The following is a 25837-nucleotide window of genomic DNA, read 5'->3' on the forward strand; positions in this document are numbered from 1 at the left end:
ATGTCAAAACGCCTTTTTCGAGTATATCGCGCGGCCGGTATCGCGCTGGCCGCAGCGGCACTCGTGGCCTGCAGTACTGCCTCGGCCGTCAAGCCCCTCCCGATCTCCCAACTCACGAACGACGACCAGATTTTCGTCCAGCTTCGCGAAGCCGCGCGCACTAACGACGCAGCGCGCGCAGCCCAGCTCGCGAGCATGATCCCGGATTATCCGGCGCCCTCGTATCTGGAGTACTTCCAGATCAAGCCGCAGCTGTTCGATTCGACCGGCCATGCGCGCATCGACGCGCCGGATGCGCCGGTGCTCGCGTTCCTGCAGAAGTACGACGGCCAGGCGATCGCGGATCGCATGCGCAACGACTATCTGACCGTGCTCGGCACGCGCCACGACTGGCGCAACTTCGACCAGCAGTACGCGAAGTTCGTGCTCGACGACGACACTCAGGTCAAGTGCTACGCGCTCGAATCGCGCGCGTCGCGCGGCGAGAACGTCGCGGACGCGGCACGCGCGCTGCTCGTCGATCCGAAGTGGTACGGCGACGGTTGCGTCGATCTGATCACGGTGCTCGGCGTGAACCACCAGTTCAGCAGCGACGACGTCTGGGCGCAGATCCGTCTCGCGTACGAGCAGAACTACACGAACACCGGCAGTAAGCTCGTCGACGCGCTCGGCGACCCGCCGCCCGACCCGGTGCTGTTCAGCCAGGCCGCCAATACGCCGCCGCTGCTGCTCGCGCGCGGCGTCGGACCGGACGCACAATCGCATCAGCTGGCGCTGCTCGCGATCACGCGCATGGCGCGCAACGATCCGGCCATGGCCGCGGCCACGTTCGCATCGGTCGCGCCGTCGCTGAATTCGCCGGAGCGCGCAATCGGCTGGGGCACGATCGGCTATCAGGGCGCGCTCAAGCAGATGCCTGCCGCGGTCGACTGGTTCCGGCTGTCGGCGAACGCACCGCTGTCGAATCCCGCGTATGAATGGCGCACGCGCAGCGCACTGCTCGCCGGCGACTGGAACATGGTGCGCTGGTCGATCGAACAGATGCCCGAGTCGCTGCGCAAGCAGCCGTCGTGGGTGTATTGGCATGCGCGCGCGCTGAAGCAGGCCGGCGACACCGCGACGGCCAACCAGGAATTCCAGTCGATCGCGTCGAACTTCAATTTCTACGGCCAGCTTGCGCTCGAAGAACTCGGCCAGAAGATCACCGTGCCGCCGAAAACCACGGTCACCGACGCCGAAGTGCAGCAGGCCGGCACCACGCCGGGCTTCGATCTGGCGCAGCGCTTCTATGCGCTGAATCTGCGGCTCGAAGGCAATCGCGAGTGGAACTGGCCGCTGCGCGGCATGACCGACCGGCAACTGCTGGCGGCCGCCGAGTACGCGCGCCGTATCGAGCTGTACGACCGCACCGTCAACACTGCGGACCGCACGAAGAGCGAGCACGATTTTTCACTGCGCTATCTATCGCCGTTCCGCAACATCGTCGAGCAGGACGCGCAGTCGAGCGGGCTCGACGTCGAGTGGGCGTACGGGCTGATTCGTCAGGAGTCGCGCTTCATCATCAATGCGCGCTCGGATGTCGGCGCGGGCGGACTGATGCAGCTGATGCCGGCCACCGCGCAGCTGGTCGCGAAGAAAATCGGTCTGGGCCCGCTCTCGCGCGAGCAGATGAACGACATCAACACCAACATCCTGCTCGGCACGAACTACCTGGCGATGATCTACAATCAGTTCGACGGGTCCGCCGTGCTGGCCACCGCTGGCTACAACGCAGGTCCGGGCCGTCCGCGCAACTGGCGGCAGTCGCTGCAGCGCCCGGTCGAAGGGGCGGTGTTCGCCGAGACGATTCCGTTCCAGGAGACTCGCGACTACGTCAAGAATGTGCTGTCCAACACGGTCTACTACGCGGCATTGTTCGAAGGCCGTCCGCAATCGCTGAAGGCGCGCCTGGGTTACATCGCACCGTAAGCGCCTTGCCGCCGCAATCTCGTTTCGAGGTTGCGGCGCGCTTCGCCAGCCGTTGCCGCGGCTTCCATCAGGGAGTCGAAAAATGCGACATCAAGCTATCGCGGTCATCGGCGGCTCCGGATTCATCGGCAGCTACCTCGTCAACTCGCTCGTCGAAATGGGCAAGGATGTGCGCGTCGCCACACGGCGACGCTACAACGCGCGCCATCTGACCACACTGCCGATCGACGTGCTCGAAACCGACGTGTTCGATCCGGTGCAGCTCGCGCGCTTCGTCGAAGGAGCGGATTGCGTGATCAACCTCGTCGGTATCCTGAACGGCAAACGCGGCAAGCCTTATGGACCGGAGTTCGCGCATGCGCACGTCGAGTTGCCGACGCGCATCGTCGCCGCCTGCGAAGGCAAGGGCGTGCATCGGCTGATTCATCTGAGCGCGCTCGGCGCCAATCCGAGCGGCCCGAGCATGTATGCGCGCTCGAAGGGCGACGGCGAGAAAGCCGTGCATGCGGCGAACGTCGCATGGACGATCTTCCGTCCGTCCGTCGTGTTCGGACCCGAGGACGCGTTCCTGAACAAGTTCGCGTTTTTGCAGCGCGTGTTTCCGGCCATCCCGCTCGCGATGCCGGACGCGCAATTCCAGCCGGTCTATGTCGGCGACGTCGCGAAGGCGATCGTCAACGTGCTCGATATGGATGGCGCGGGCCGCCGCACCTACGAGCTCGGCGGCCCCACCGTCTATACGCTCGAAGACCTGGTGTCGTATTGCGGCGACGTGATCGGCAAGCATGCGCGCATCATCCGTCTGCCCGAGCCGCTCGCGCGGCTGCAGGCGCTGAGCTTCGAACTGGCGCCGGGCGAACCGGTGATTTCGCGCGACAATCTCGATTCGATGAAGGTCGCCAATATTCTGAGCGGGCCACTCGCGCCGGAGCTCGGACTCGAACCGGTCAGCATCGAAGCGATCGTGCCGACGTATCTGACCGGCGCGTCCTCGGGGTCGCGACTCGACACGTTCCGAGCCAGCGCGGGGCGCTGAACCCTCGCACAATCCCATCCAACACTCCCTGATAACAAGCATGAAACTGCTGATTGGTGACAAGAACTATTCGTCGTGGTCGATGCGTCCGTGGCTGCTGCTCACGCACTTCGGCATTCCGTTCGACGAGGAACTGATCCTGCTAAACGAAGCGGACACGAATGCGAAGATCCTCGCTCAGGCACCGCGTGGACCGGGCAAAGTGCCGTGCCTGATCGACGACGCGGGTCAGGCCGTGTGGGATTCGCTCGCGATCGCCGAAACGCTCGCCGAGCGCTTCCCGCAACACGCGCTGTGGCCGCGCGACGCGGCGGCGCGCGCGCATGCGCGCAGCGTCAGCGCCGAGATGCATTCGGGCTTCGGCGATTTGCGCTCGAAGATGTGGATGAACATCCGTGCGTCGTTCCCGGGCAAGAACGCGACGCCCGGCGCGCTCGCCGACATCGCGCGGATCGAGACGATCTGGCGCGACTGCCTCGACACCTACGGCGGTCGGTTCCTGTTCGGCGAATTCAGCATTGCCGACGCGATGTATGCGCCGGTCGCGATGCGCTTCAACACGTGGAAGCCGGCGTTGTCGCAGACCTCGGCCGCCTATGTCGAGCGGCTTACCGGACTGCCCGCGGTCAATGCATGGATCGATGCCTCGCGCCGTGAAACGCACGCGATCGCCTATCAAGACGAATGCCCATGAATATCTATGCAGTAGGTGGCGCGGTCCGCGACGAACTGCTCGGCGTACCGGTGCAGGACCGCGACTATGTGGTTGTGGGCGCGACGCCCGAGCAGATGGTCGCGCAGGGCTATCGGCCGGTGGGCAAGGACTTTCCGGTTTTCCTGCATCCGCAGACGCACGAGGAGTACGCGCTCGCGCGCACCGAACGCAAGACGGCGGCCGGTTATCACGGCTTCCAGTTTTTCTATGCGCCCGACGTGACGCTCGAAGAAGATCTCGCGCGCCGCGATCTGACGATCAACGCGATGGCGCGCGAGGTGCGCCCGGACGGTGAGCTGACCGGCCCCGTCATCGATCCGTTCAACGGCCAGGCTGACTTGCAGGCGCGGCTCTTTCGCCATGTCAGCGATGCGTTCCTCGAAGATCCGGTGCGGATTCTGCGCATCGCGCGTTTCGCGGCGCGCTTCGTCGAATTCACGGTCGCGCCGGAAACGCTGGCGCTGATGCGCGAAATGGTCGCCGACGGGGAAGCCGATGCGCTGGTGGCCGAGCGCGTGTGGCAGGAAGTGTCGCGCGGATTGATGGAGAAGAAGCCGTCGCGGATGTTCGACGTGCTGCGCGAGTGCGGCGCGCTCGCGCGAGTTCTACCTGAGATCGACGCGCTGTTCGGCGTGCCGCAGCGCGCCGACTATCACCCCGAGGTCGATACCGGTGTTCACGTGATGATGGTGCTGGACCATGCCGCGCAGCAGGGCTACACGCTGCCGGTGCGCTTCGCAGCGCTGACACACGACCTCGGCAAGGCGACCACGCCCGAGGAGCAACTGCCGCGGCACATCGGCCACGAGGGCCGCAGCGTCGATCTGCTCAAGCCGTTGTGCGAGCGGCTGCGCGTGCCGAACGAGTGCCGCGATCTCGCGGTGCTGGTCGCGCGCGAGCACGGCAATATTCATCGCGTGATGGAGATGGGGGCGGCAGCGCTGGTGCGCCTGCTCGAGCGCAGCGACGCGATCAGGAAGCCGGCGCGCTTCGCCGAGGCGCTACAGGCCTGCGAGTCCGATGCGCGCGGGCGGCTCGGCCTCGAGATGAGCGAGTACCCGCAGGCCGAGCGGCTGAGGGTGGCGCTGGTGGCCGCGCGAGGCGTGGATGCGGGAGCGGTCGCCAAGCGGCTCGCCGATGCGCCGGCGGGCATCAAGGACGCCGTGCATGAGGAGCGGGTGCGCGCGGTGCAAGCGGCGCTTGCCTGAAGCGGAGGTAACGTGAAGCGGCGCGCGGTGTCTACAACACCCGCGCCAATAGCGATAACAGCATCGACAGCACCAGCGTCGACATGAACGGAAACGGATACTCGCGGCCGAACAGCCGCAAGGTCACGTCGCCGGGCATCCGGCCGATGCCGAGCTTCCTCAGCCAGGGCCAGCACGACGACAGCACCGCGACGGCAACGAAGGTAGTCAACAGCCAGCGAATCATCGCGAATCCTCGAAGCGGAGCGGCTTCACAATCACAGCGTATGCGAGCGGTCGCCGCTCGAAAAGGCCCGCAGCGTATCGTCGAGTCCGCGCGAAAACGCGATCACCTTGAAGAGTTCGCCCATCTCCGCCTCGGACAGCAGCTTCTGTACCGCGTTGGCCGCGGGCAGAAAACGCCTGGCGTCGGCGGGATCGATTTCGCCGAGCACCTCAGTGACACCCGCGTTCAGCAGGAAGCGCGCTTGCGACGTGAAGCCGAGCAGGTCCGCGCCGGTCTCGACGCCCGCCTCGGCGATGCCGGTGAATTCGACGTGCGCGGTGATGTCCTGCAGACCGGGGTACAGGAACGGGTCGCCGTGCGCGCGATGCCGGTAGTGGCACATCAGCGTGCCCTGCGCGCGCTGGTCGTGGTAGTACTCATGGCGCGGAAAGCCGTAATCGATCAGCAAGATCGCGCCGCGCGCGAGCATCGTGCAGATCGTGCGCGTGAAGGCGCGGGCGGCTTCGTGCGTTTCGGTCACGTAGCCGTCGGCGGCGTTCTCGCGATCAGTATCGATTTCGGTCAGCAGCGCGCGGTCCGCGGCGGCCGCGACGGGGCGGTCGTCGAACGCGAATGCGCCGTCGCGCCACACCACGCCGCGCTCGTGCCAGACACCGCCGTTTTGCGCGAAGAGGCGCACCGGCATCGCATCGAGCACCTCGTTGCCGATCACCACGCCTTCGAAGCGCTCCGGCAATGCGTCGAGCCAGCGCACTTTGGCGAGCAGTTCGGGCGCGGCCGCCGCGATCGTTTCGCGCTGCCGCTCGCGCAGCTCACCCGACAGATCGACGATCGAATAGCTGTCGAATTCGGCGCCGAGCGTGTCGAGCGCATTGAGCAGCCCCGCGGCGAGCTTGCCGGTGCCGGCGCCGAACTCCATCACGTCGCGCGTGCCGCTCGCCTCCAACGCTTCGGCGACCGGGCGCGCGAGCGTCGCGGCGAACAGCGGCGACAGTTCCGGCGCGGTGACGAAGTCGCTGCCGTCGTCGGCGCGCAGGCCGAATTTGCGTGCACCGCCGCTGTAGTAGCCGAGCCCCGGCGCGTACAAAGCGCGCTCCATGTAGCGGTCGAACGGCAGCCAGCCGCCGGCCGCTTCGAGCTGCGCGCGGATCTCGGCGACGAGCGCGTCGGACTGCGCGAGCGCGCTCGGGCCGGGAGCAGGTAAACTATCGGGTTGGTGAGCTTTCGGATTCATCCCCGCATTGTAAATGACCGTTTCTCCGGACATCGCTGCCCGCGCTGCCGAAGCGCCGATTGAACCGCCCCGCGTCGTGCTGATTACCGGCGCCGCGCGCCGCATCGGGCGCGCGCTCGCACTCGGCTTCGCCGCGCGCGGCTGGGACGTGGCCGTGCACTATGGGGCCTCGCGTGAGGACGCCGACGAAGTGGTCGCGCAGATCGTCGCGCTGGGCCGCCGCGCGGTCGCGCTGCACGCCGAGCTCGGCGACGAAGCGCAGGTCGCGCGGCTGCTGCCGGACTGTGCCGCGGCGCTAGGGCGGCCGTCGTGCATCGTCAACAACGCGTCGCGCTTCGAGGAAGACACGGCGCGCGACGTCGGCTACGAGCTGCTGCTGAAGCTGACCGCGATGAACCTCGGCGCGCCGCTGGTGCTTGCGCGCATGCTTTACGACGCGACGCCCGATGCTGCGCTGCGCGACGAAAGCCAGCGCAGCGTGGTCATCAATGTGCTGGATCAGAAGCTGTACAACATGAACCCGGACTATCTGTCGTACACGCTGTCGAAGGCGGCGCTGCAGACCGCGACGGTCGCGCTCGCCCAGGCGCTCGCGCCGAAGGTCCGGGTGGTCGGGCTCGCGCCCGGCCTGACGATGCAATCGGGCGACCAGACCCAGCACGGGTTCGAGGCCGCTCACCGTATGACGCCTCTGGGCCGTGCGTCGCGGCCCGAGGATATCGTCGCCGCCGCGCTGTATCTCGCGGATGCAGCCGGCGTCACCGGAACGACGCTGGTGGTCGACGGCGGGCAGCATCTCGTGCCGCTGCCGCGCGACGTAATGTTTTTGACGGGCGCCTGACATGCGCGCGCGGCCAGCCTTCGAAGCGGCCGTCGCGTGTGGCGCAGCGCCCCTTTGCGTGCCCCGCACGCTTTTTTGACTGGAACGAACATGTTTGCCGCTCTTTCGCACCCCCGGCTCGCCGATTGCCGCCGGCTGTTTCTGCGCAATTACGAAGTGCACATCAATATCGGCGTGCACGACTTCGAAAAGCGCGGCGAGCAGCGCGTCGTGATCAACGTCGAACTGTTCGTGCCGCTCGCGATGTCCACGCCGGTACACGACAAGCTCACCGAAGTCGTCGACTACGACTTCATGCGCTCGACGATCGCCAAGCGCGTGTCGCAAGGCCATATCCATCTGCAGGAAACGCTGTGCGACGACCTCGTGCGCGTGATGCTCGAACATCCGCAGGTGCGCGGCGCGCGCGTGTCGACCGAGAAGCCGGATGTTTATCCGGACTGCGACGCGGTCGGCGTCGAAGTCTTCCGCATCAAGGAGGACTGAGAGATGAATGCACCGGAAATGCTGAACGCAGGCAACCAGGCCGCCGAGGCCGCCACGGCCTCGAACGCTGCGCGTGCGCCGAAATCGCCGCTCACGCGCCGCGAGCAGAAGGAGGCGTACGAGAACAACAAGCTGTTCAAGCGCCTCGCGCGCCAGGTCGGCCAGGCGATCGGCGACTACAACATGATCGAGGACGGCGACAAGGTGATGGTGTGCCTGTCGGGCGGCAAAGATAGCTACGCGATGCTCGATATCCTGATGCGGCTGCGCGAGCGCGCGCCGATCAATTTCGACATCGTCGCGGTCAACCTCGACCAGAAGCAGCCGGGCTTCCCTGAGCACGTGCTGCCCGAGTATCTGACCCAGCTCGACATCCCGTTCCACATCGAGAACCAGGACACCTACAGCATCGTCAAGCGGCTCGTGCCCGAGGGCAAGACCACCTGCTCGCTGTGCTCGCGACTGCGGCGCGGCATCCTGTATCGCGTCGCCGGCGAGCTCGGCGCGACCAAGATCGCGCTCGGCCATCATCGCGACGACATCCTGCAGACGCTGCTATTGAACCTGTTCTACGGCGGCAAGCTGAAGGGCATGCCGCCCAAGCTGCAATCGGACGACGGCAAGAACATCGTGATCCGGCCGCTTGCCTACGTGAAGGAAACCGATCTGGAGAAGTACGCGGAGCTGCGCGAATTTCCGATCATTCCGTGCAATCTGTGCGGTAGCCAACCAAACCTGAAGCGCGCGGAAATGAAGGCGCTGGTGCGCGACTGGGAGAAGCGTTTCCCCGGCCGCATCGAGAACATGTTCAACGCGCTGTCGAACGTGGTGCCGTCGCATCTGATGGACCACCAGCTGTTTCCGTTCGCGGGGCTGCGTGCGACCGGCGAGGCCGACCCGCAAGGCGACATCGCGTTCGACGAAGAACCCTGCTCGAGCGGCGACGAAGGTGCGCCGCTCACCGGCGCCAAGACTATTCCGCTGGTCCAGTTCGACGACCTGTAGAGAGCGAAAATTGCTTGTTTTGGCGGTATTCCGGCGGTTTTCCGCTGGCCTGCACGTCCTGCCGAGGCCGCTCCTGCGGCCTTTTTTGCAGTTGCAGCATGATAGAATCGTCCGCTCCAAACTCGTCTATTTGCCGACGCCATGAACATCGTCATTTTGGCGGCAGGTACCGGCAAGCGCATGCGGTCCGCGCTTCCCAAGGTGCTCCATCCTCTGGCCGGCCGGCCGCTCCTCGCTCATGTCATCGACACCGCCCGCGCGCTGAAGCCCGCGCGCCTGATCGTCGTGATCGGCCACGGCGCCGAAGCCGTGCGCGAAGCCGTCGCGGCGCCCGATATCCAGTTCGCGGTGCAGGAGCAACAGCTCGGCACTGGCCATGCGGTGCAGCAAGCGCTGCCGCTGCTCGATCCTTCGTTGCCCACGCTGGTGCTCTATGGCGACGTGCCGCTCACGCGCGCGCAAACGCTGCGCGCACTGACGGAGCGCGCCGGCCAGGACGGCTACGGCGTGCTCACCGTCACGCTGGACGATCCGACCGGCTATGGCCGCATCGTGCGCGATCAGCATGGCAACGTGCAGCGCATCGTCGAACAGAAGGACGCAAGTCCCGAACAGCTGAAGATCGCTGAAATCAACACCGGCATCATCGTCGCGCCAACCGCGCGCCTCGCCGGCTGGCTCGCGGCGCTCAAGAACGACAACGCGCAAGGCGAGTTCTATCTGACCGACGCGGTCGAGATGGCGATCGAAGCCGGCCTCGAAGTCGTCACCACGCAGCCCGACGACGAGTGGGAAACGCTCGGCGTCAACAGCAAGCAGCAGCTCGCCGAACTCGAGCGGATTTATCAGCGCAATGTCGCCGACGCGCTGCTCGTCGCGGGCGTGACGCTCGCCGATCCGGCGCGCGTCGACGTACGCGGCACGCTCGAATGCGGCCGCGACGTATCGATCGACGTCAACTGCGTGTTCGAAGGCAGCGTGTCGCTCGCTGACAACGTCAGCATCGGGCCGAACTGCGTGATCCGCAACGCGCGTATCGGCGCGGGAACGCGCGTCGATGCGTTCTCGCACATCGAAGGCGCCGAAGTCGGCGCGAAGGCCGTTGTCGGCCCGTATGCGCGCTTGCGCACAGGCGCGGCGCTGCAAGACGAGTCTCATGTAGGGAACTTCGTCGAGATCAAGAACGCGGTGCTCGGTCATGGCTCGAAAGCCAACCACCTCACCTACATCGGCGACGCGGATGTCGGCGCGCGCGTGAATATCGGCGCGGGCACGATCACCTGCAACTACGACGGCGCGAACAAATTCCGCACCGTGATCGAGGACGACGTGTTCGTCGGCTCGGACACGCAACTGGTCGCACCGGTGCGCGTGCAGCGCGGCGCGACGATCGCGGCCGGCACCACGGTGTGGAAAGACGTCGCCGCGAATGCGCTGGTGTTGAACGATAAAACCCAGACGAGCAAGACGGGCTACGTGCGCCCTGTCAAAAAGAAAAGCTGATCGATACGGCGCGCCCACGACGCGCGCTCACTGAATTCGGCACTGAAAAGGAATACACCATGTGCGGCATTGTCGGCGCGGTTGCGCAACGTAACATCGTTCCCGTCCTGATCGAAGGACTGCGACGTCTCGAATATCGCGGCTACGATTCGTGCGGCGTCGCCGTGCTCGGCGCTCGCGGGCCGAGCCGCGCGCGCAGCGTCGCGCGCGTCGCCGACCTCGACGCTCAGGTGCGCGAAGGTCACCTCGAAGGCGTGACGGGCATCGCGCATACCCGCTGGGCCACGCATGGCGCACCGGTTACCGACAACGCGCACCCGATCTTCTCGCGCGATGCGCTGGCGTTGGTACACAACGGCATCATCGAAAACTACGAGACCCTGCGCGAAATGCTGCGTGGCAAGGGTTACGAGTTCGTTTCGCAGACCGACACCGAGGTTATTGCTCACCTGATCCATAGCCTGTATCGCGGCGACCTGTTCGCCGCGGTGCGCGAGGCGATCGCGCAACTGCATGGCGCGTATGCGATCGCGGTGCTGCACCGGGATCAGCCGCATACGGTCGTCGGCGCCCGCCAGGGCTCGCCGCTCGTGGTCGGACTCGGCGACGGCGAAAATTTCCTCGCCTCTGACGCGCTCGCGCTCGCGGGCAGCACCGAGCGCTTCATCTTCCTCGAGGAAGGCGACGTCTGCGAACTGTCGCTCGATGGCGTGCGCATCGCCGATCGCCAGGGCGAGATCGCGCAACGCGAGGTGCGTCAGGTCGCGGCCTATGGCGGCGCGGTCGAACTCGGCCCGTATCGCCACTTCATGCAGAAGGAGATCTTCGAGCAGCCGCGCGCGATCACCGACACGATTCCGCAAGCCGACGCGTTCGATGCGTCGATCTTCGGCGAAGGCGCCCGCCAGGTGTTCGCGGACATCGACAGCCTGCTGATTCTCGCGTGCGGCACCAGCTACTACTCGGGACTCACCGCCAAGTACTGGCTCGAATCGGTCGCGAAGATTCCGACTCAGGTCGAGATCGCGAGCGAGTATCGCTATCGCGAGTCGGTGCCGAATCCGAAGTCGCTGGTGGTGGTGATCTCGCAGTCGGGCGAAACCGCCGACACGCTCGCGGCGCTCAAGCACGCGCAGGAACTCGGCCACAACCACACGCTTGCGATCTGCAACGTCGGCACGAGCGCGATGGTGCGTCAGACCGAGTTGTCGTTCCTCACGCATGCGGGCCGCGAGATCGGCGTAGCGTCGACCAAGGCATTCACGACGCAGCTGGTCGCGCTGTTCACGCTGGCGGCAACGCTCGCGAAGCTGCGCGGACGTTTGAACGACGAGCAGGAAGCGAGCTATCTGAAGCAGTTGCGCCACCTGCCGGCCGCACTCAACAGCGTGCTCGCGCTGGAGCCGCAGATCATCGCGTGGGCGGAGGAGTTTTCGCGCAAGGAACACGCACTGTTCCTCGGACGCGGCATGCACTATCCGATCGCGCTCGAAGGCGCGCTGAAGCTCAAGGAGATTTCGTATATCCACGCCGAGGCGTATCCGGCTGGCGAGCTCAAGCACGGGCCGTTGGCGCTCGTGACCGAAGCGATGCCGGTGGTGACGGTTGCGCCGAACGATGCGCTACTCGAAAAGCTGAAGTCGAACATCCAGGAAGTGCGCGCGCGCGGCGGCGAGCTGTATGTGTTCGCCGATGCGGACACGAAGATCGTCAACGGCGAAGGGCTGCATGTGATCCGGATGCCAGAGCACTATGGCTTGCTGTCGCCGATCCTGCACGTGGTGCCGCTGCAGTTGCTCGCGTATCACACCGCATGTGCGCGTGGCACGGATGTGGATAAGCCGCGCAACCTGGCGAAATCGGTGACGGTGGAGTGACGACGAAGCAGGAGAAGACGTAGCAAACGACGGCTGCGACGAACCAGGCCGTCGGTTCGCGCCAAATCAGCCGCACCGCCAAACGGTGCGGCTGACGAAACATCCACCGCTCCAATCGGCATCTGTCGTCCCACGATGCCTCGACGTGACGACGCCAGCTCGACTACCCTCTGTCGACATCCCGTGGCCACGTCACCATGAAGACCTCATCTCCCAACACGCTCACCGAGAAGCTCAAGTCCCGGGTCGTACTGATCGCGCTGTTCGTCGGTTCGATGTGGGCCGCGTTCTTTCTGTCGGTTGCGTTGCCGTTCCTGCATCTGGACGAACTCGGTGTCGTGCCGCGTACGCTCGGCGGCTTGCAAGGGATCCTGTTCGCGCCGTGGCTGCATGCGAGCGTCGGGCATATCGCGGCCAACACGAGCGGGCTCGTCGTGCTGGGCTGGCTGTGTATGTGGCCGCACATCGGCGGCTTCTGGCGCGCAACCATCGGCGCGATGCTCGGCGCCGGTCTTTGCGCGTGGCTGTTCGGCGCGCCGTATTCGGTGCATATCGGCGCGAGTGGGCTGGTGTTCGGCTATGCGGGTTACCTGGTCGCACGCGGGTACTACACGCGCAATCTGGTGTCGATCCTCGTGGCTCTGGTCGTGGTCGGCAGCTACGGCCTGAGTCTGCTGTTCGGTGTGCTGCCGATCTATCCCGATGTGTCGTGGCAGAGCCATATCGGCGGCGTGATCGGTGGTGTGCTCGCGGCGCGTTCGGGGGCCGGGGCTGCGCGCCGGGTGCGAGCGCGCTGACGGAGATCTCCGGTTCGTTGGAATGGGCCCGGTTCGAGGGCGTATCGGCCTACAACTCCGGCCGCGCCAGATCGCTCGCGACGATGTGCTCGCCATACACCTGCGCTGCCGCGAGCGCTTCGACGCGGCTCGGATGCGGACCCAGTTCGGGCGCGCCGTCGAACGGAAACAGCACGCGGCCGTCGGTCGTGCGCACGACCTTCAACACGCCGAAGAAGCGCCGGTAGCCAGCCATCTTCGCGCTCGCCGAAATCTCGAAGTCGTCCTCCGATGTGCCCGGGACGCTGGGAATAAACGCGGTCTTGCTCATAGCTGAAAACATCGGTTGTTCATCGAAGCGGTGCGCAACGATGCGCACGGCCGACGTGCATTGTCTCAAATCCGCGCGAACGATGAAGCGAGCGGGCCCCCTCGCCGCGCGATCAGCAGGTTCGATTACTACCGGGACGGAAAAGTGCAACTAACTGCACAAGAGTTGCGAGGCAAAAAGCTGCTGGGCGTCGGTGTCGCTGTGTTTCTACGTGCAACGCGATACGAACCCGGACACGTGATATCCGAAGGATGCGCACGGCAAAGTCGACAAGTCCAACGATCCGCCGGTCGCACTGCGCGTGAACGTCGACACGACCGACGAACCGCCCACGCGCAAAGCAGGCGAGCGTCCGGTCTGTTCCGAGCGTGATAGCGACGACGTCGCCGCCTTTCTCCAGACGCTGACGGACGGTTTCGACCTGAAGGCCAAAGCGGCCGGAGAAGCGGATCGAAAAACGCGAAGGGTTATGGTCACCCTTGATTTAAAAGACAAAAATGGTGCCGCACGGTACAGCGGGGCTATAATGCGCGGATCTTTGCTCCTCCGACGTCCACCATGAGCCGATTACTTTGCCTGATCGTGCTTTCGCTCGGCCTCGCGCAAACCGCGGCGGCCGACGAAAACACCGACCGAATATCGGCGTACCTGACGCAGAAATTCGGTGTGGGCAAAGAAAAAGCTCAAAAGATCTCCGACGCGGTGCAATCCGCCGCCAACAAATATTCCCTCCCTCCGGCGCTGCTGCTCGCCATCATCTCGATCGAATCCCGCTTCAAAGAAAAGGCCCGCGGCGCCAATGGCGCGACGGGGCTGATGCAAGTCGTGCCGCAGGCTCACCGCGGGCTGCTGCGCAACGTGAAGGACCTGACCGAACCGGGCGCAAATATCGAAGCCGGTTCGGCGATCCTGTACGGCTACATGCGCTCGGCGAACGGCGATCTGAATACCGCGCTGAAGAGCTATGGCGGTTCGAAGGCCTATGCGCAGAAGGTGAATCTGCGCGTCGAGGATTTCGCGGCGGTTGCGACGCCCGCGGACGGCGCATCAGGAGCCGCTGGTCGGGCCGCGTCGTGCGAGGCGGATCGTTGCGCCGGTGCGAACCCGTGGGCCGACGCGTTCAGCGTACCTGCGGCGCTCACTGCACCTGTGGCGCCTGCCGCGAGCGGGGCCACCGCGGGCTCTGGGTCGACTTCGGCCGCGACAGCGGGCTCGACGCGCACGACATCGAACTAGGCGCGCTCGCGCGGTTTCTACTCCCCGTTTTCGCCCGAATGCGCTGCGAAGGCCGGGCTTCGTGCATCCAATTGATGTGCTGTGTTACATGACGTAATGTGGTTCGGGCTCCGGCTTGCACGCTTTTTACGCACGTGGCGCTACCCGCTCTACAATGCATTCCCATTCGCGCTCACGAGGCGCTTCTTGCACCTGATCATGCAGACCCCCTTCTCCCGCACCACCGCCGCGGCCCTGTTCGGGCTGCTCGCGCTGACGGCATGCAGCAGCAGCACGCCGCAACCCAAATTTACGCAGGAACTGTTCGAAACCGGCGCAAGCCCGTACGCGCGCAATTTCAATTCGAGCACCGGCGATAGCTGCGAAGCCGCGCGCCGCGCACTGCTGAGCCAAGGCTATCTGACGACGATGTCGCGCCCCGATACCGTGGATGGCACGAAGAATTTTCAGCCGACCGGCGATTCGCACGTGGTTGTCGAATTTCACGTCGTCTGCACACCGGGCGAAGAGGCGGCCAATACCAGCATCGTTTATGTGAACGCGGTGCAGAACGGCTTCGCGTTGAAGAAGAGCGATACGTCGGCGAGCGTCGGGCTCAGCGTGCTCGGTTCGCTGTCGCTGCCGATTCGCTCGAATAGCGACGCGATGGTGAAGATCTCGAGCGAAACGATCCCGTCGGGCAAGTTCTACGACCGTTTTTTCAGCCTCGTCGATCATTACTTGCAAACCGTCGTGCGTACGCAGCCGGTGACGAGCAGCTCGATCGAAACGCGCACGCTGCCGATGCAGGTAACCACGCCGCTCCAGCTGACGATTCCTGACCCGGTCCCCGAGCCGCTACCGGCGGCGGCTCCCGCTGCCGTTCAGGCGACGCCGGCCGTGCCGGTTCACGTGTTGTCGCCAACTACCGCTCAAGCGGTCCAACCAGCGCCCGCCCCCGTGCAGTTAACCGCGCCCGCACCGGTTCCGTTAACGACGCCGTCGCCCTCTTCTCCGATCCATCCATCCGGCCCGATCGGCCAGGCCGCGGCGATCGAACCCGCGAGCGGCACGGCGCCTCTGGTGCCGTGAAGGCAGCGCAGCGACTTTCGCATCAAGGCTGATCAAGTCCCGATCAGCCTTTTATTCATGCGCGCGGTCAGATTCACCTTATGGTGTTTACTTGATACGTATACATACGTAGTAGTAGTTAACAAGGGTTAACCGATTCTGTGGATAAGTGGCAAATGTCGCGCCGCTTCAACATCATGCGAAGCCGATAACCCTGCGGAACACCTCGGTAGAAAAACTACATAACTGGGATAAGTTCGAACACCCGATAACCGACCCCCACCTTTATCAAGATTTCGCGCACAGGCTGTTCGTCGCGCTATCCCGAAGTTATTCAGAGGTCGCTGTGGATAACCATCGCCTCCGAAGCACGCCTTCCGTTGCTGGGCACCTTCGCTTCGCGTGATGCGAAGCGCTCGCCAACGCACAGAATTTCGCCCATCGAACGCGCACATTGATGACGCGGTACGAAGATTGCGCGCCTTCTTATTGCAAGCGCAACTGTTGCTATTTCGTCAAAACCATTTGCCCAGCGAACAATCCGGCATAGAGTTAAAGTGTTTTGTGAGGTTTCTGGTGCAGTGCGGGGGATGTATGAAACGCAGATCAGCACGACAGCTAGTCCGTCTTCTGTCGGACCTTCGACATGCGGCCCATTGCAGATCGTTGCGGGCGGCCTCGACCAATCGGGTGATGGCGCTGGCAGCCGCCGAGGCTGCCGAGAACGGCGACACCACTCGCGACGACGACAGTCCCGAGTCCACGCGCGATGCGCAGCGCGACAAGCTGTTCCGGAGCAGATCATGAGAACCGCGAGCGAACAGTCGTTGCGGTTTCTGGTCGACAAGTGGCTTTCGCCATCGCCGGCCGAGCCGGTTCACGTGACCGAGTTCAGCCGCACGCGCACCGGCGGGCGGCGTTATGTGCGGGTGGAAACTTCATCGGAAGAGGGCGCGCGAGGTTTGTTCTTCTTTCGGCACGACGATGGCTGCTGGTGCGTGTTTCCGCCGACCGCCGATACGCCGAGCCAATTCGCTCATCCACGCGCAGCATAGTTAGGCGAATGGGAAGGACGCCTGCCGGTGCGGATCGCGCACCGAGCGTCGGCGTCGAATGGTTTTAACCGCTGTCAATCACAACCCCTGCGGAGCACGCTGCCGGGCGCGTTTCCAGCCCGGCAGCATCTGACACACGATCAATCCCGCGAGCATCAACGCACAGCCGAACAATGCGCGAGCCGTCAGCGTTTCGCCGAGCACGAGCCAGCCCGCGAACGCCGCGAATACGCCTTCCATGCTGAAAATCACCGCCGCATGCGAAGGCGCCGCATAGCGCTGCGCAACCACCTGGATCGTATACGCGACGCCGACCGATAACGCACCGCCGTAAACGATGGTCGGCGCGGCTCGCACAATTACCGCGGCGCTAACGGGCTCGACGACGAGGCCGATCGACAGACATACGAGCCCACAGGTCACGAACTGCACGAGTGCGAGCATCAGCGTGTCGTGGCGCGCCGCGAAGCGGCCGGCCAGCATCATCTGCGCGGAAATCACCAGCGCCCCGGCGAGCTGATACCAGTCGCCATACAGCATCGAGAAGTGCTCGTCGACGCTCAGAAAGTACATGCCAACGGCCGCGAGCAACGCGCCAAGCCATGTACCGAGGCCGGTCCGGTGGCGAAACAGCACGCCGAGCAGCGGCACGATCACCACATACAGCGAACTGATGAAGCCCGCGTTCGCGATCTTCGTGTACTGCAGGCCGATCTGCTGCAGCGAGATCGACACGGCCAGCACGACACCGAGCAGTCCGCCCGCGCCAAGCAGTTCGCGTGCACCGCCGGGCGCGCGCTTCGTCAGTTCGGCGAGCGCCGGGCGGCGCACGCAGACGATCATCGTCAGCACGACGAGCGCCCCGAGCAGAAAGCGCAGGCCGGTGAACAGGAATGGGCCGATCGTATCGAGGCTCAGTCGCTGTGCGACGAACGCGGAGCCCCAGATCATCGCGGCGATCAGCATCAGCACGTTCGCGCGCAGGTGTTGTCGGCTGTCGGGATTCAAGGTTGGTTCTGATTTGTCGTGTGGATCCGGCTGGAAAGCCGCAAGGGCGCTTCACGCGGTGCGCAGCCCATAAGGAATCGCTCACATGATACGCGGGCCTCGCGCGCAGGGCAGGCAAAGCCTGCGCGCCGCGCGATAATCGCGCAACGGCCGCGGCCGCCGCCGTGCGGACCGCCCTGATCAGGCGACTTGTAAGCCGGACCGTGATCCCGGCTCTTTCCACGAGCAAACGAAATGGACGACAGGGACTGGATCGCGGGCGCCGCGAAGGCGCTCGCGATCATCGAAGCATTCGACGAAGAGCACGCGCGCATGACGCCGACGATGGTTGCCGCGCGCGCCGGCCTTTCGCGGACGGCCGCACGCCGCTATCTGCTGACGCTGCGCGAGCTCGGCTACGTCGACACCGACGGCAAGCTGTTCTGGCTCGCGCCGCGCGTGCTGCGGCTCGGCCAGTCCTACCTCGATTCGGCGCGGCTGCCGCGCACGGTGCAGCCGTTCCTGCAGCGGATCACCGCAACCGTGCAGGAAACCGCGCTGGTCGCGATCCTCGACGAACACGATGTCGTCTACGTCGCGCGCAACGGCGTGAATCGGGCGATGGCGGTCGGCTTCGTGACCGGCTCGCGCGCGCCGGCGCCGTTATCGTCGGCGGGGCTCGTGCTGCTCGCGTTTCAGCCGCCCGACAGCATCGACCCGTGGCTCGCGTCGTATCCGATCAAGGTTTTTACGCCGTACACCTATTCGACGGTCGACCGGCTCAGGGAAGTGCTCGGCGAAATCCGCCGCAACGGCTACGTGGTCACCGACCAGCAACTCGAGCTCGGCGTGCGCGGCGTCGCGGTGCCGTTGCGCGACCGGCACGGTACGGTGGTCGCGGCGATCAGCGTCAGCATGCCGATCGGCGAGGAGTCCGCGAACGCCGCGCTGCACCGTGTTTTGCCGGCGCTGCAGGAGACCGCGAGCCTGCTGCGGAACCTGGTTTGAGCGCGGCGAAGCGGTCGGTGAGGCGCGCGGCGGGCGGCTTCACGGGGAGTTGGTAGTGTCCCTGGCGCAATTGCAGGTCGATGAAAGCACGCTGAAAGCAGGCTGTCTCCCGGAAAATACATATCGAGTTTTACGCATGACAAACCGCCTACGCTTGGGTAATACTCTCCCGCGGGGAGCGCAAGGCGCCTCGAAGTCCGGCCCGCTCTACCGTGCAGCTGTTGTATTCATTCACATTGACTAAGTCGTCTGGTTTGGGGATCAACACATGAAAAAAGTTATCGTCTCGCTCGCAGCCGCTTCGATCGCACTCGTTTCCGTTCAGGCTTTCGCACAGGCATCGGATGCCGCCGCTACGGAAGCAGCAAGCGCACCGAAGAAGCATCACATCAAGCAACTGAAGACCCACGGCAAGAAGGCACACGTTTCCGCTGCAGCTTCGGCCGCCGGCACGAACGACAAGGGCACGCAGAACTAAGCCGACGCCCGTTCGTCGGGCGTGCCATGCCGCTGCACCGGGCCGCTTGCCGGTCGGTGTGGCCGGCGAAGGCAGATGCGTTGCTAGCAAAAAGGCCAGAGCTCGCGCTCTGGCCTTTTTGCTTTTGCGGCGAATATCGCGCGCGGGACGATCAGCCCGCGAGCCCGCGGCGGATCACTTCATCGAGCAGCCCGTTCAGGCCGTCCGGATGCGTGGTGGCGCGCGTTTTCAACTCTTCCACCAGCCCGCTATTGAGCTTGCACGCAAACGGGACGAGGCCTTGCGCCTGATCGAGCTTGCGCTGCTCGCGCCGGTCGGCTTTCGGCTCGGTCGCGACATTCTTGCCGCCGCGGTTCGCGGCCGCCTGCTTCATCGCGTTGCCCAGTTTCAGCGCCTTGTTCTTTTCAAGGTCGGTTTTTTTCATCGCCATCGGAAAGGCCTCTGCCAAATAGATCAACCCGCATTGTACGCAAGCGCGCGGGCTCAGCCGACCCGCTCCGGCGCGCTGGCGGAGACGCTGTCCATCAATGCGCGCATCCTCTGCCAATGCGTGCCTTCCCAGAACACGCGTCCGCATACATCGCAGGTCACGAAGCGGCTGTGCCGCTGCAGCACGCCGTGCGGCACACGCGGGCCGGCCTCCTCGCGCCCGATGCGCCGCAGCGGCGCGTTGCATACCAGGCATAGCCGGAACGGTTGCGCGCTGCGCGCGAGATCGAGCCGCTCGAACACTTCGCGCAACTGCTCGCGCGGCCGCAGCGCGCGCACATAGCAGCCGTGGGTGATGTTGCGGCGCTTGAGCAGCTCGCGGTCGCGCGTCAGCACGATGCGCTGTTGCGCGGCGGCGAGCGCCTCGATATCGGCGTCGGGAAAGTGGTTGTCGTACAGCGTATCGAAGCCCGCCAGCCGCAACAGTGGCGCGAGGCCGCCGAGATGCGCGTCGGCGATGAAGCGCATCACGCGCAACGGACGCTCGCGCACACGCAGCAGCGGCTGGATGTCGAGCGCCTCGAACTTCGGATAGACCGCGACGCGGTCGCCGTCGGCGAGCGGATAATCGAAACCGACCGACTCGCCGTTCACGAGGATCAGTTCGACCTCGGTATGCGGCACACCGAGCACTTCGATCATGTGCTTGGTCGTCGCGTCGCGCGCGCACACGCAGGTGAACGCGCGCCGGCGCAGCGGCCGTGCGATGAAGTCGTTCAGCTCCTCGTAGAAGCGGAATGTCGCGGTGACCATGCCTGCAGTATCGCACCGCCCGGGCTGCGTGTTGTCCTGCGCGTGTCGCATGAGTGTGCTTTACTTCGGGTTCTTTAGCAGACGGAGCGATAGATGGACATCGGTTTTATCGGTCTCGGCGAGATGGGCGCCGCGATGGTTGCAAACATTCTGAAAGCCGGGCACCAGGTGCGCGTGTGGAACCGCTCGCCGGAAAAGGCTCAGCCGCTGGCCGCGCTGGGCGCGCAAGTGGTCGCCACGCCGGCTGAAGCGTTTGCGGGTGACGCCGTGTTCTCGATGCTCGCCGACGATGCCGCGCTGCGCGAAGTCATCACCGCGTCGCTGCTCGAACATGCACCGCGCGGGCTGATCCACGCGAACATGGCGACGATTTCCGTCGCGCTCGCCGAGGAACTGGCGACCGCGCACGCGTCGCGCGGCGTGCACTATGTGGCCGCGCCGGTGCTCGGTCGGCCCGACGTCGCGGCCGCGGGCAAGCTGACGATCGTCGCGGGCGGGCCGGCCGAATCGATCGACCGGATCCAGCCGATTTTCGACGTGCTCGGCCAGAAGACCTGGCGCATCGGCTCGCTGCCGCAGCAGGCGAATGTGATGAAACTGGCCGCGAACTTCATGCTCGGTGCGGCGATCGAGTCGCTCGGCGAAGCGGCCGCGCTCGTGACGGGCCACGGCGTCGGGATGCACGACTTCCTCGACGTGATCACGAGCGGCCTGTTCCCGGGACCGGTGTATTCGGGCTACGGCAAGCTGATCGCCGAGCAACGCTTCGAACCGGCGCTGTTCAAGGCGCGTCTGGGACTCAAGGACGTGCGCCTCGCGCTCGCCGCCGCCGATGCGGTGACGACGCCGATGCCGGTCGCGAGCGTGGTACGCGACAGCCTGATCGAAGCGATCGCGCACGGCGACGGCGAGAAGGATTTCGCGGTACTGGGCCAGGTGGCCGCGCGGCGCGCCGGCCGTTGACGAAAGGCTTCGATCGCCGCACGCGAGCGATCGCCTTAATGTGAGCGCATGGAGTCACGTTGGGCGGCAAGGCATAATGGCCGCCCGATCCCCTCACATCCGATTTCGATGACTCTGCATACTTGGTGGCTGTTCGTCGCCACCGTTTTCGTCGTTTCCGCGATTCCCGGTCCCAACATGCTGCTCGTGATGACGCACGGCGCCCAGCACGGTCTGCGCCGCGCGAGCGCGACAATGGCCGGCTGTCTGTCGGCGCTGGTGCTGATGCTGGCGGTATCGGCGGCGGGACTCGGCGTGTTTCTGGCGGCATGGCCGACCATGTTCAACGCACTGCGCATGATCGGCGCGGCCTACCTCGTGTATCTGGGCATCAAGGCATGGCGTGCGCCAGCCGACGAAGCCGCCGCGCAAACCGTCGACGACCTGGCGCTCAGGCCAGCGCGCTCGCGCTTCGCGCTGTTTCGCAACGGCTTTCTGGTCGCGAGCAGCAATCCGAAGGCGATTCTGTTCGCGGCTGCGCTGCTGCCGCAATTCATCGATGCCACCGAGCCGAAGTTGCCGCAGTTCGGCGTGCTGCTCGCGACGTTCGCGTTGATCGAGGTCAGCTGGTATCTGGTGTACGCCGGTTTCGGCACGCGCATCGGCGCGAAGCTGAAAAGCCGCAGCGTCGCAAGGATGTTCAACCGGCTGACGGGCGGTGTGTTCGTCGGTTTCGGCGCGATGATGGCGCTGGTGCGGCACTAAGCACCGCGCCTCCTGGCAGACAAGGAGAAACGCAAGCGTATTAATGTGGCTGTTGTATGTTTGCAACATCGAGGGTCAACCCTAATTTGCATGTTGCAACGCACCAAGCGGTTTGCTATAGTACGTGTTGTCTCCTCCATGTCTCCTCTGATATGGATTCAGCCCGCCAACCTAGGCGGGCTTTTTTTTGCCCGGAATTCGCCGCATGTGCGCAAAGCGCGGCCGCGAACGGGGAAAACCAAGCTCAGAACTTATACGACACGGCCACGTAGGAAGTGATCGGGTTCGCGGTATTGAAACGAAAAAAGCCGGTCTGTAAAGACCGGCTTTTTTCGTTTTCGTAGCTCGCGGTGAGGCCCGCGAGCCGACTCGCTTAGCGTGTCAAACCGCTGTCTTCGGCCGCGCCGATCGCGAGATTCATGCACTGGATCGCCGCACCCGACGCGCCCTTGCCGAGATTGTCCAGACGCGCGACGGTCACGAAGCGCTCCTCATTGCCGAACACGAACAGGTCGACACGATTGGTGTCGTTGTTCGCCTGCACATCGAAGAAGCCGTTGTCGAGGTTCGCATCGGCGTCGAACGGTGCGACGTGCACGAATGCTTCGCCTGCGTAGTACTCGGCGAACAGAGCCTGCAGGTCCTGCGGCGTCGTCTTCTTCGCGAGCTGGCCCGGCGAGAAGTACGTGGTGACCGCGAGGCCCTTGTAGAAGTCGCCGACAATCGGCGTGAAGATCGGCGCCGACTTCAGGCCCGTATGCGCGGCCATTTCCGGCAGATGCTTGTGCGTGAGGCCGAGCGCGTACGGGCGCGGGCTCTTTAGCCTGTCGTTGCCGCCGGCTTCGTAGTCGGCAATCATCTTCTTGCCGCCGCCGCTATAGCCGGTGATCGAGTACGCGTGCGCGGCGAACTCGGGCGCGACTACGCCGCCTGCGACGAGCGGACGCATTGCGAGCACAAATGCCGAGGCGTGGCAGCCCGGCACGGCGATGCGTTTGGCGGTGCGCAGCCGCTCGCGCTGCGAACGGGCCAGCTCAGGCAGGCCGTACGCCCAGTCGGGCGACGTGCGGAACGCGGTGCTCGCGTCGATCAGCACCGTGCGGTCGTTCTCGACGAGCGAAGCGGATTCGCGCGAGGCGACGTCGGGCAGACACAGGAACGTGACGTCCGATGCGTTGATGAGACGACGGCGTTCGTCCAGATCCTTGCGCTTCGCTTCTTCGATACGCAGGATTTCGACGTCGGCGCGCTTCGACAGGTATTCAAAAATCTTCAGGCCGGTGGTGCCTTCCTGTCCGTCGACAAAAACTTTCGTGCTCATCTCAATCTCACTCGCTGGAAACGGGGCGCGACGCCGCGCCGGAACGTTATTTTAAGACGTCATCGCCGGGCCAGTGCGGTGCAGCGCGAAAAAACGACGATGCGCGCGCAACGTGACATCGGCGTGACCCGCTGTGCGGCAGATGCTGACTGATGACCGAAGATGCACCACCGATGCGGCGCGACGCCGTTTGGGCGCCCTTCAGCGCATGCAGCCATCAGCCGCGCGCCGCGTTCCAGCGCGCAGTGACGTCGGCGATGCGCGCGCCGAACAGGCGTGCGGTTTCGAGATCGCCCGGCGGCGGCGCTTCGTCGGGCGACGCATCGGCCGCAGATTGCGTGAGCAGGCCGGTAAAGCCGCCGACGAAGTTCAGATCGTTGCGCGTCGCGGCCTTCGTGTTCGACGGCATCATGCCGGTGCCCGCCCAGATCATGCTGTGCTGCATCGCCAGCGTGACGAAGTACTGGATCGTCGAGAACTTGTCGCCGTTCATCGTCGCCGAGTTCGTGAAGCCGGCCGCGATCTTGTCTTTCCACGCCTGCGCGAACCACGGCTTCGAGCTCGCATCGGCGAACTTCTTGAAGTCGGCAGACGGGCCGCCCATGTAGGTCGGCGCGCCGAAGATCAGCGCGTCGGCGGCGGCGAGCTCGTCCCACGAGGCGTCGTCGAGGTCGCCGACCGGCATCAACTTCGCATGCGCACCGGCTTCGAGTGCGCCCGCGAGGACGGCTTCGGCAACCTTCTTCGTATGGCCGTAGCCGCTGTGATAAACGATGACGATCTTCGACATAGACTGCTCCAGCAAGGCGACCCGCAGGTGATCGGGGACGAAACGCGAGGCGGCGAGGTGGCGCGCCATGACGGCCGCGCTGACCGCCACTAGCGCGCGTAATTGACCACCAGCTTCGCGCTGCCAATCGCGGCCGTGCCGATCTCGTGATCGAACATCAACGCGGGACGCCCTTGCGCGAGACGCAGATCGGCAGAGTTCAGCGCGTACACGGTGATGATATAGCGATGCGGTTTGCCGGGCGGCGGGCACGGGCCGCCATAGCCGTCGGTATCGAAGTCGTTGCGCGCTTCGACCGCGCCGAGCTTGCGCAGGAAACCGGACGAACTGGCATTCTCGGGCAGGCTGTCGACCGTGGCAGGGATGCCCGCGACCGCCCAGTGCCACCAGCCGCGTCCCGGCGCGTCCTCGTCGAACATCGTGATCGCGAAGCCGCGCGTGCCGGCTGGTGCGGCGCGCCATGAGAGCTGCGGTGAACGGTTGCCGCCCTTGCAGTCGTTCTGGTCGAACACCTGCGCATTCTGCACGGCGCCGCCCGCGCGCACGCTCGCGCTCGTCAGCGTGAACGGCTCGTCGGCCCGGGCACCGGCACCATGCGCCGCCAATAGTGCAAGCATCGCGCCGACGGCGAGCGATCGATGCCGCCACGATGAAGCCAACGAAACAACCAGGCAACGCACGCGCATATGCCGGTTCTCCTGTCAGGGCGCGAGGCGCGGGTCCTCGCGATGGTCGTTGTCCTGAATTGTGCCCCAAGGTCGAATAAAGTCTAACACCAGCGCTGATTAGCTCTGCGACGCAATCTGTTCGCGTCCCGCGGAATTAGCAGATAGGAAATCAGCTATAGTAAGAGGATTATCGTGCGACCCTGGCTGTATTTGTCTCGTTTAAATAGCGAGCGTCGAAAGAAGTGTTAGGAGTTGTGGAGACCGGTTTATCCGTCCAGAGGAGGACGATGCAAGTTTCACTCAGGGTCGTGGTGGCAGACGATCATCCGGTTATTCTGTTTGGTGCCGAAAATGCGCTTCACAAATTTCCCGGTATGCAAGTCGTTGGGCGCGCAAGCCAGTCGACTGAACTCATCAAATTGTTGCAATCCACCGAATGCGACGTGCTCGTCACCGACCTGGCCATGCCGGGCGGCCAGTACGGCGATGGCTTGCAACTGATCGACTATTTGCGCCGCAATTTCCGGAACCTGCCGATCGTCGTGCTCACCATGCTCGAGAACGCCGCCTTGCTGAAACGGCTCAAGGAGCTGGGCGTGACGTCGGTCGTGAACAAGTCGGACGATCTGAGCCATATTGCGCTTGCGGTACAGCACGTCGGCCGTCGCATGACTTATATGAGTCCGTCGGTGAAGGCGGTGCTCGAAGGGTTGCGGGTCAATTCGGCCGGCAAGCGCGACGACTCGAAGCTGTCGCGGCGCGAACTCGAAGTCGTGCGGCTGTTCGTATCGGGTATGACGATCAAGGAAATTTCGGAGCGTTTGAATCGCAGCATCAAGACCATCAGCACGCAGAAAAATGCGGCCATGCGCAAGCTCGGAATCGATCGCGACTCCCAACTGTTTCAGTATGCACAGAGCAATGGTTTGCTGAATCTGTCGTCGAACTCGATCAGGAGCATCGCGAACGAGTCCTGATATCGCGCCTCGTTTTGTCCGCCGCGTAATCCGCGAACGGCAAGCGGCAATAAACAATCGGCGATAAAAAAAGCCGCCTGTTTTGCAACAGGCGGCTTTTTATTCAATTCGC

At 64.5% G+C, this 25837-nt stretch carries 28 protein-coding genes; 19 read left to right on the top strand and 9 right to left on the bottom strand.

The genetic code is table 11. The features are described 5' to 3' along the window. From AB3X89_RS29075 to AB3X89_RS29090, 4 genes are all read left to right on the top strand, one after another. Nucleotides 1-1968, top strand: a complete 1968-nt coding sequence (locus AB3X89_RS29075) for a transglycosylase SLT domain-containing protein (RefSeq protein ID WP_368586362.1) — start codon at nucleotides 1-3, stop codon at nucleotides 1966-1968. A gap of 82 nt (nucleotides 1969-2050) precedes the next feature. After that, a complete protein-coding gene (locus AB3X89_RS29080; RefSeq protein ID WP_368586363.1) occupies nucleotides 2051-3004 on the top strand; it encodes a complex I NDUFA9 subunit family protein in 954 nt (317 codons plus the stop codon). Nucleotides 3005-3044: 40 nt separating this feature from the next. Continuing rightward, nucleotides 3045-3698, top strand: coding sequence for a glutathione S-transferase family protein (locus AB3X89_RS29085; RefSeq protein WP_368586364.1), 654 nt, complete (start codon nucleotides 3045-3047; stop codon nucleotides 3696-3698). Further along, on the top strand, nucleotides 3695-4927 hold the full coding sequence (locus tag AB3X89_RS29090; protein ID WP_368586365.1) for a multifunctional CCA addition/repair protein: 1233 nt from the start codon (nucleotides 3695-3697) through the stop codon (nucleotides 4925-4927). Before AB3X89_RS29085 ends, AB3X89_RS29090 begins: the two co-directional genes overlap by 4 nt. 31 nt (nucleotides 4928-4958) lie before the next feature. Here the strand turns inward: AB3X89_RS29090 and AB3X89_RS29095 are convergent, their stop codons facing one another. Both AB3X89_RS29095 and AB3X89_RS29100 read right to left on the bottom strand, forming a co-directional pair. Beyond that, on the bottom strand, nucleotides 4959-5153 hold the full coding sequence (locus AB3X89_RS29095) for a DUF2905 domain-containing protein (RefSeq protein ID WP_018418711.1): 195 nt from the start codon (nucleotides 5151-5153) through the stop codon (nucleotides 4959-4961). Between the two features lie 31 nt (nucleotides 5154-5184). Continuing rightward, entirely contained in the window at nucleotides 5185-6387 is a 1203-nt protein-coding gene (locus AB3X89_RS29100; RefSeq protein WP_368586366.1) for a class I SAM-dependent methyltransferase, read from the bottom strand. Between the two features lie 13 nt (nucleotides 6388-6400). Here AB3X89_RS29100 and AB3X89_RS29105 point away from each other — a divergent pair, with 13 nt between their 5' ends. The 6 genes from AB3X89_RS29105 to AB3X89_RS29130 all read left to right on the top strand — a co-directional run bounded on the left by AB3X89_RS29105 (nucleotide 6401) and on the right by AB3X89_RS29130 (nucleotide 12896). Continuing rightward, nucleotides 6401-7228 (top strand): SDR family oxidoreductase, encoded by an 828-nt coding sequence (locus tag AB3X89_RS29105; RefSeq protein WP_368586367.1) that lies wholly within the window; start codon nucleotides 6401-6403, stop codon nucleotides 7226-7228. A 90-nt stretch (nucleotides 7229-7318) separates the two neighbouring features. Further along, nucleotides 7319-7714: a dihydroneopterin aldolase gene (locus AB3X89_RS29110; protein ID WP_013090805.1), complete on the top strand. Its 396-nt coding sequence runs from the start codon at nucleotides 7319-7321 to the stop codon at nucleotides 7712-7714. A gap of 3 nt (nucleotides 7715-7717) precedes the next feature. After that, nucleotides 7718-8719, top strand: coding sequence for a tRNA 2-thiocytidine(32) synthetase TtcA (ttcA, locus tag AB3X89_RS29115; protein WP_368586368.1), 1002 nt, complete (start codon nucleotides 7718-7720; stop codon nucleotides 8717-8719). Between the two features lie 141 nt (nucleotides 8720-8860). Beyond that, nucleotides 8861-10222 carry a bifunctional UDP-N-acetylglucosamine diphosphorylase/glucosamine-1-phosphate N-acetyltransferase GlmU gene (glmU, locus tag AB3X89_RS29120; RefSeq protein WP_368586369.1) on the top strand — a complete coding sequence of 454 codons (1362 nt, stop codon included), beginning with the start codon at nucleotides 8861-8863 and terminating at the stop codon, nucleotides 10220-10222. Nucleotides 10223-10281: 59 nt separating this feature from the next. Further along, nucleotides 10282-12099 carry a glutamine--fructose-6-phosphate transaminase (isomerizing) gene (gene glmS, locus AB3X89_RS29125; RefSeq protein ID WP_368586370.1) on the top strand — a complete coding sequence of 606 codons (1818 nt, stop codon included), beginning with the start codon at nucleotides 10282-10284 and terminating at the stop codon, nucleotides 12097-12099. A gap of 197 nt (nucleotides 12100-12296) precedes the next feature. Continuing rightward, on the top strand, nucleotides 12297-12896 hold the full coding sequence (locus AB3X89_RS29130; protein WP_368586371.1) for a rhomboid family intramembrane serine protease: 600 nt from the start codon (nucleotides 12297-12299) through the stop codon (nucleotides 12894-12896). A 49-nt stretch (nucleotides 12897-12945) separates the two neighbouring features. Here AB3X89_RS29130 and AB3X89_RS29135 read toward each other — a convergent pair whose 3' ends face one another. Further along, the gene (locus tag AB3X89_RS29135; RefSeq protein WP_368586396.1) at nucleotides 12946-13206 is read right to left on the bottom strand and encodes a DUF6723 family protein; all 261 of its coding nucleotides are present in this window, start codon (nucleotides 13204-13206) and stop codon (nucleotides 12946-12948) included. A 301-nt stretch (nucleotides 13207-13507) separates the two neighbouring features. Between AB3X89_RS29135 and AB3X89_RS29140 the strand changes: the two genes are divergently transcribed. The 4 genes from AB3X89_RS29140 to AB3X89_RS29155 all read left to right on the top strand — a co-directional run bounded on the left by AB3X89_RS29140 (nucleotide 13508) and on the right by AB3X89_RS29155 (nucleotide 16547). Further along, a complete protein-coding gene (locus AB3X89_RS29140) occupies nucleotides 13508-13768 on the top strand; it encodes a hypothetical protein (protein WP_368586372.1) in 261 nt (86 codons plus the stop codon). Continuing rightward, a complete protein-coding gene (locus AB3X89_RS29145) occupies nucleotides 13765-14442 on the top strand; it encodes a lytic transglycosylase domain-containing protein (RefSeq protein ID WP_368586373.1) in 678 nt (225 codons plus the stop codon). The genes AB3X89_RS29140 and AB3X89_RS29145 overlap by 4 nt, the downstream gene beginning before the upstream one ends. 198 nt (nucleotides 14443-14640) lie before the next feature. Next, nucleotides 14641-15513 (top strand): DUF2242 domain-containing protein, encoded by an 873-nt coding sequence (locus AB3X89_RS29150; protein ID WP_368586374.1) that lies wholly within the window; start codon nucleotides 14641-14643, stop codon nucleotides 15511-15513. 782 nt (nucleotides 15514-16295) lie between these two features. Beyond that, nucleotides 16296-16547: a hypothetical protein gene (locus AB3X89_RS29155; RefSeq protein ID WP_368586375.1), complete on the top strand. Its 252-nt coding sequence runs from the start codon at nucleotides 16296-16298 to the stop codon at nucleotides 16545-16547. Nucleotides 16548-16625: 78 nt separating this feature from the next. Here the strand turns inward: AB3X89_RS29155 and AB3X89_RS29160 are convergent, their stop codons facing one another. Continuing rightward, complete coding sequence (locus AB3X89_RS29160; protein ID WP_368586376.1) at nucleotides 16626-17555, bottom strand: DMT family transporter; 930 nt, start codon at nucleotides 17553-17555, stop codon at nucleotides 16626-16628. 234 nt (nucleotides 17556-17789) lie between these two features. Between AB3X89_RS29160 and AB3X89_RS29165 the strand changes: the two genes are divergently transcribed. Together AB3X89_RS29165 and AB3X89_RS29170 are read left to right on the top strand one after the other, a co-directional pair. Further along, nucleotides 17790-18542, top strand: coding sequence for an IclR family transcriptional regulator C-terminal domain-containing protein (locus tag AB3X89_RS29165; RefSeq protein ID WP_368586377.1), 753 nt, complete (start codon nucleotides 17790-17792; stop codon nucleotides 18540-18542). Nucleotides 18543-18810: 268 nt separating this feature from the next. Next, complete coding sequence (locus tag AB3X89_RS29170) at nucleotides 18811-19020, top strand: hypothetical protein (protein WP_018432578.1); 210 nt, start codon at nucleotides 18811-18813, stop codon at nucleotides 19018-19020. A 151-nt stretch (nucleotides 19021-19171) separates the two neighbouring features. On the opposite strand, the gene AB3X89_RS29175 is transcribed toward AB3X89_RS29170, so the two are convergent. Both AB3X89_RS29175 and AB3X89_RS29180 read right to left on the bottom strand, forming a co-directional pair. Next, nucleotides 19172-19450 (bottom strand): hypothetical protein, encoded by a 279-nt coding sequence (locus AB3X89_RS29175; protein WP_368586378.1) that lies wholly within the window; start codon nucleotides 19448-19450, stop codon nucleotides 19172-19174. Between the two features lie 53 nt (nucleotides 19451-19503). Continuing rightward, the gene (locus tag AB3X89_RS29180; RefSeq protein WP_368586379.1) at nucleotides 19504-20262 is read right to left on the bottom strand and encodes a Mut7-C RNAse domain-containing protein; all 759 of its coding nucleotides are present in this window, start codon (nucleotides 20260-20262) and stop codon (nucleotides 19504-19506) included. A 93-nt stretch (nucleotides 20263-20355) separates the two neighbouring features. Between AB3X89_RS29180 and AB3X89_RS29185 the strand changes: the two genes are divergently transcribed. Beyond that, on the top strand, nucleotides 20356-21225 hold the full coding sequence (locus AB3X89_RS29185; protein ID WP_368586380.1) for an NAD(P)-dependent oxidoreductase: 870 nt from the start codon (nucleotides 20356-20358) through the stop codon (nucleotides 21223-21225). 108 nt (nucleotides 21226-21333) lie between these two features. Beyond that, nucleotides 21334-21969 carry a LysE family translocator gene (locus AB3X89_RS29190; protein WP_368586381.1) on the top strand — a complete coding sequence of 212 codons (636 nt, stop codon included), beginning with the start codon at nucleotides 21334-21336 and terminating at the stop codon, nucleotides 21967-21969. Nucleotides 21970-22342: 373 nt separating this feature from the next. Here AB3X89_RS29190 and argC read toward each other — a convergent pair whose 3' ends face one another. The 3 genes from argC to AB3X89_RS29205 all read right to left on the bottom strand — a co-directional run bounded on the left by argC (nucleotide 22343) and on the right by AB3X89_RS29205 (nucleotide 24766). Beyond that, the gene (argC, locus tag AB3X89_RS29195; RefSeq protein ID WP_368586382.1) at nucleotides 22343-23290 is read right to left on the bottom strand and encodes an N-acetyl-gamma-glutamyl-phosphate reductase; all 948 of its coding nucleotides are present in this window, start codon (nucleotides 23288-23290) and stop codon (nucleotides 22343-22345) included. A gap of 217 nt (nucleotides 23291-23507) precedes the next feature. Beyond that, the gene (locus AB3X89_RS29200) at nucleotides 23508-24080 is read right to left on the bottom strand and encodes a flavodoxin family protein (protein WP_368586383.1); all 573 of its coding nucleotides are present in this window, start codon (nucleotides 24078-24080) and stop codon (nucleotides 23508-23510) included. A gap of 89 nt (nucleotides 24081-24169) precedes the next feature. Beyond that, complete coding sequence (locus tag AB3X89_RS29205) at nucleotides 24170-24766, bottom strand: YbhB/YbcL family Raf kinase inhibitor-like protein (protein ID WP_368586384.1); 597 nt, start codon at nucleotides 24764-24766, stop codon at nucleotides 24170-24172. A gap of 269 nt (nucleotides 24767-25035) precedes the next feature. On the opposite strand from AB3X89_RS29205, the gene AB3X89_RS29210 reads away from it, so the two are divergent. Continuing rightward, the gene (locus AB3X89_RS29210) at nucleotides 25036-25725 is read left to right on the top strand and encodes a response regulator (protein ID WP_368586385.1); all 690 of its coding nucleotides are present in this window, start codon (nucleotides 25036-25038) and stop codon (nucleotides 25723-25725) included. Nucleotides 25726-25837 lie beyond the last annotated feature (112 nt).

Source organism: Paraburkholderia sp. BR14320 (assembly GCF_040948665.1).
Lineage (GTDB): Bacteria > Pseudomonadota > Gammaproteobacteria > Burkholderiales > Burkholderiaceae > Paraburkholderia > Paraburkholderia youngii.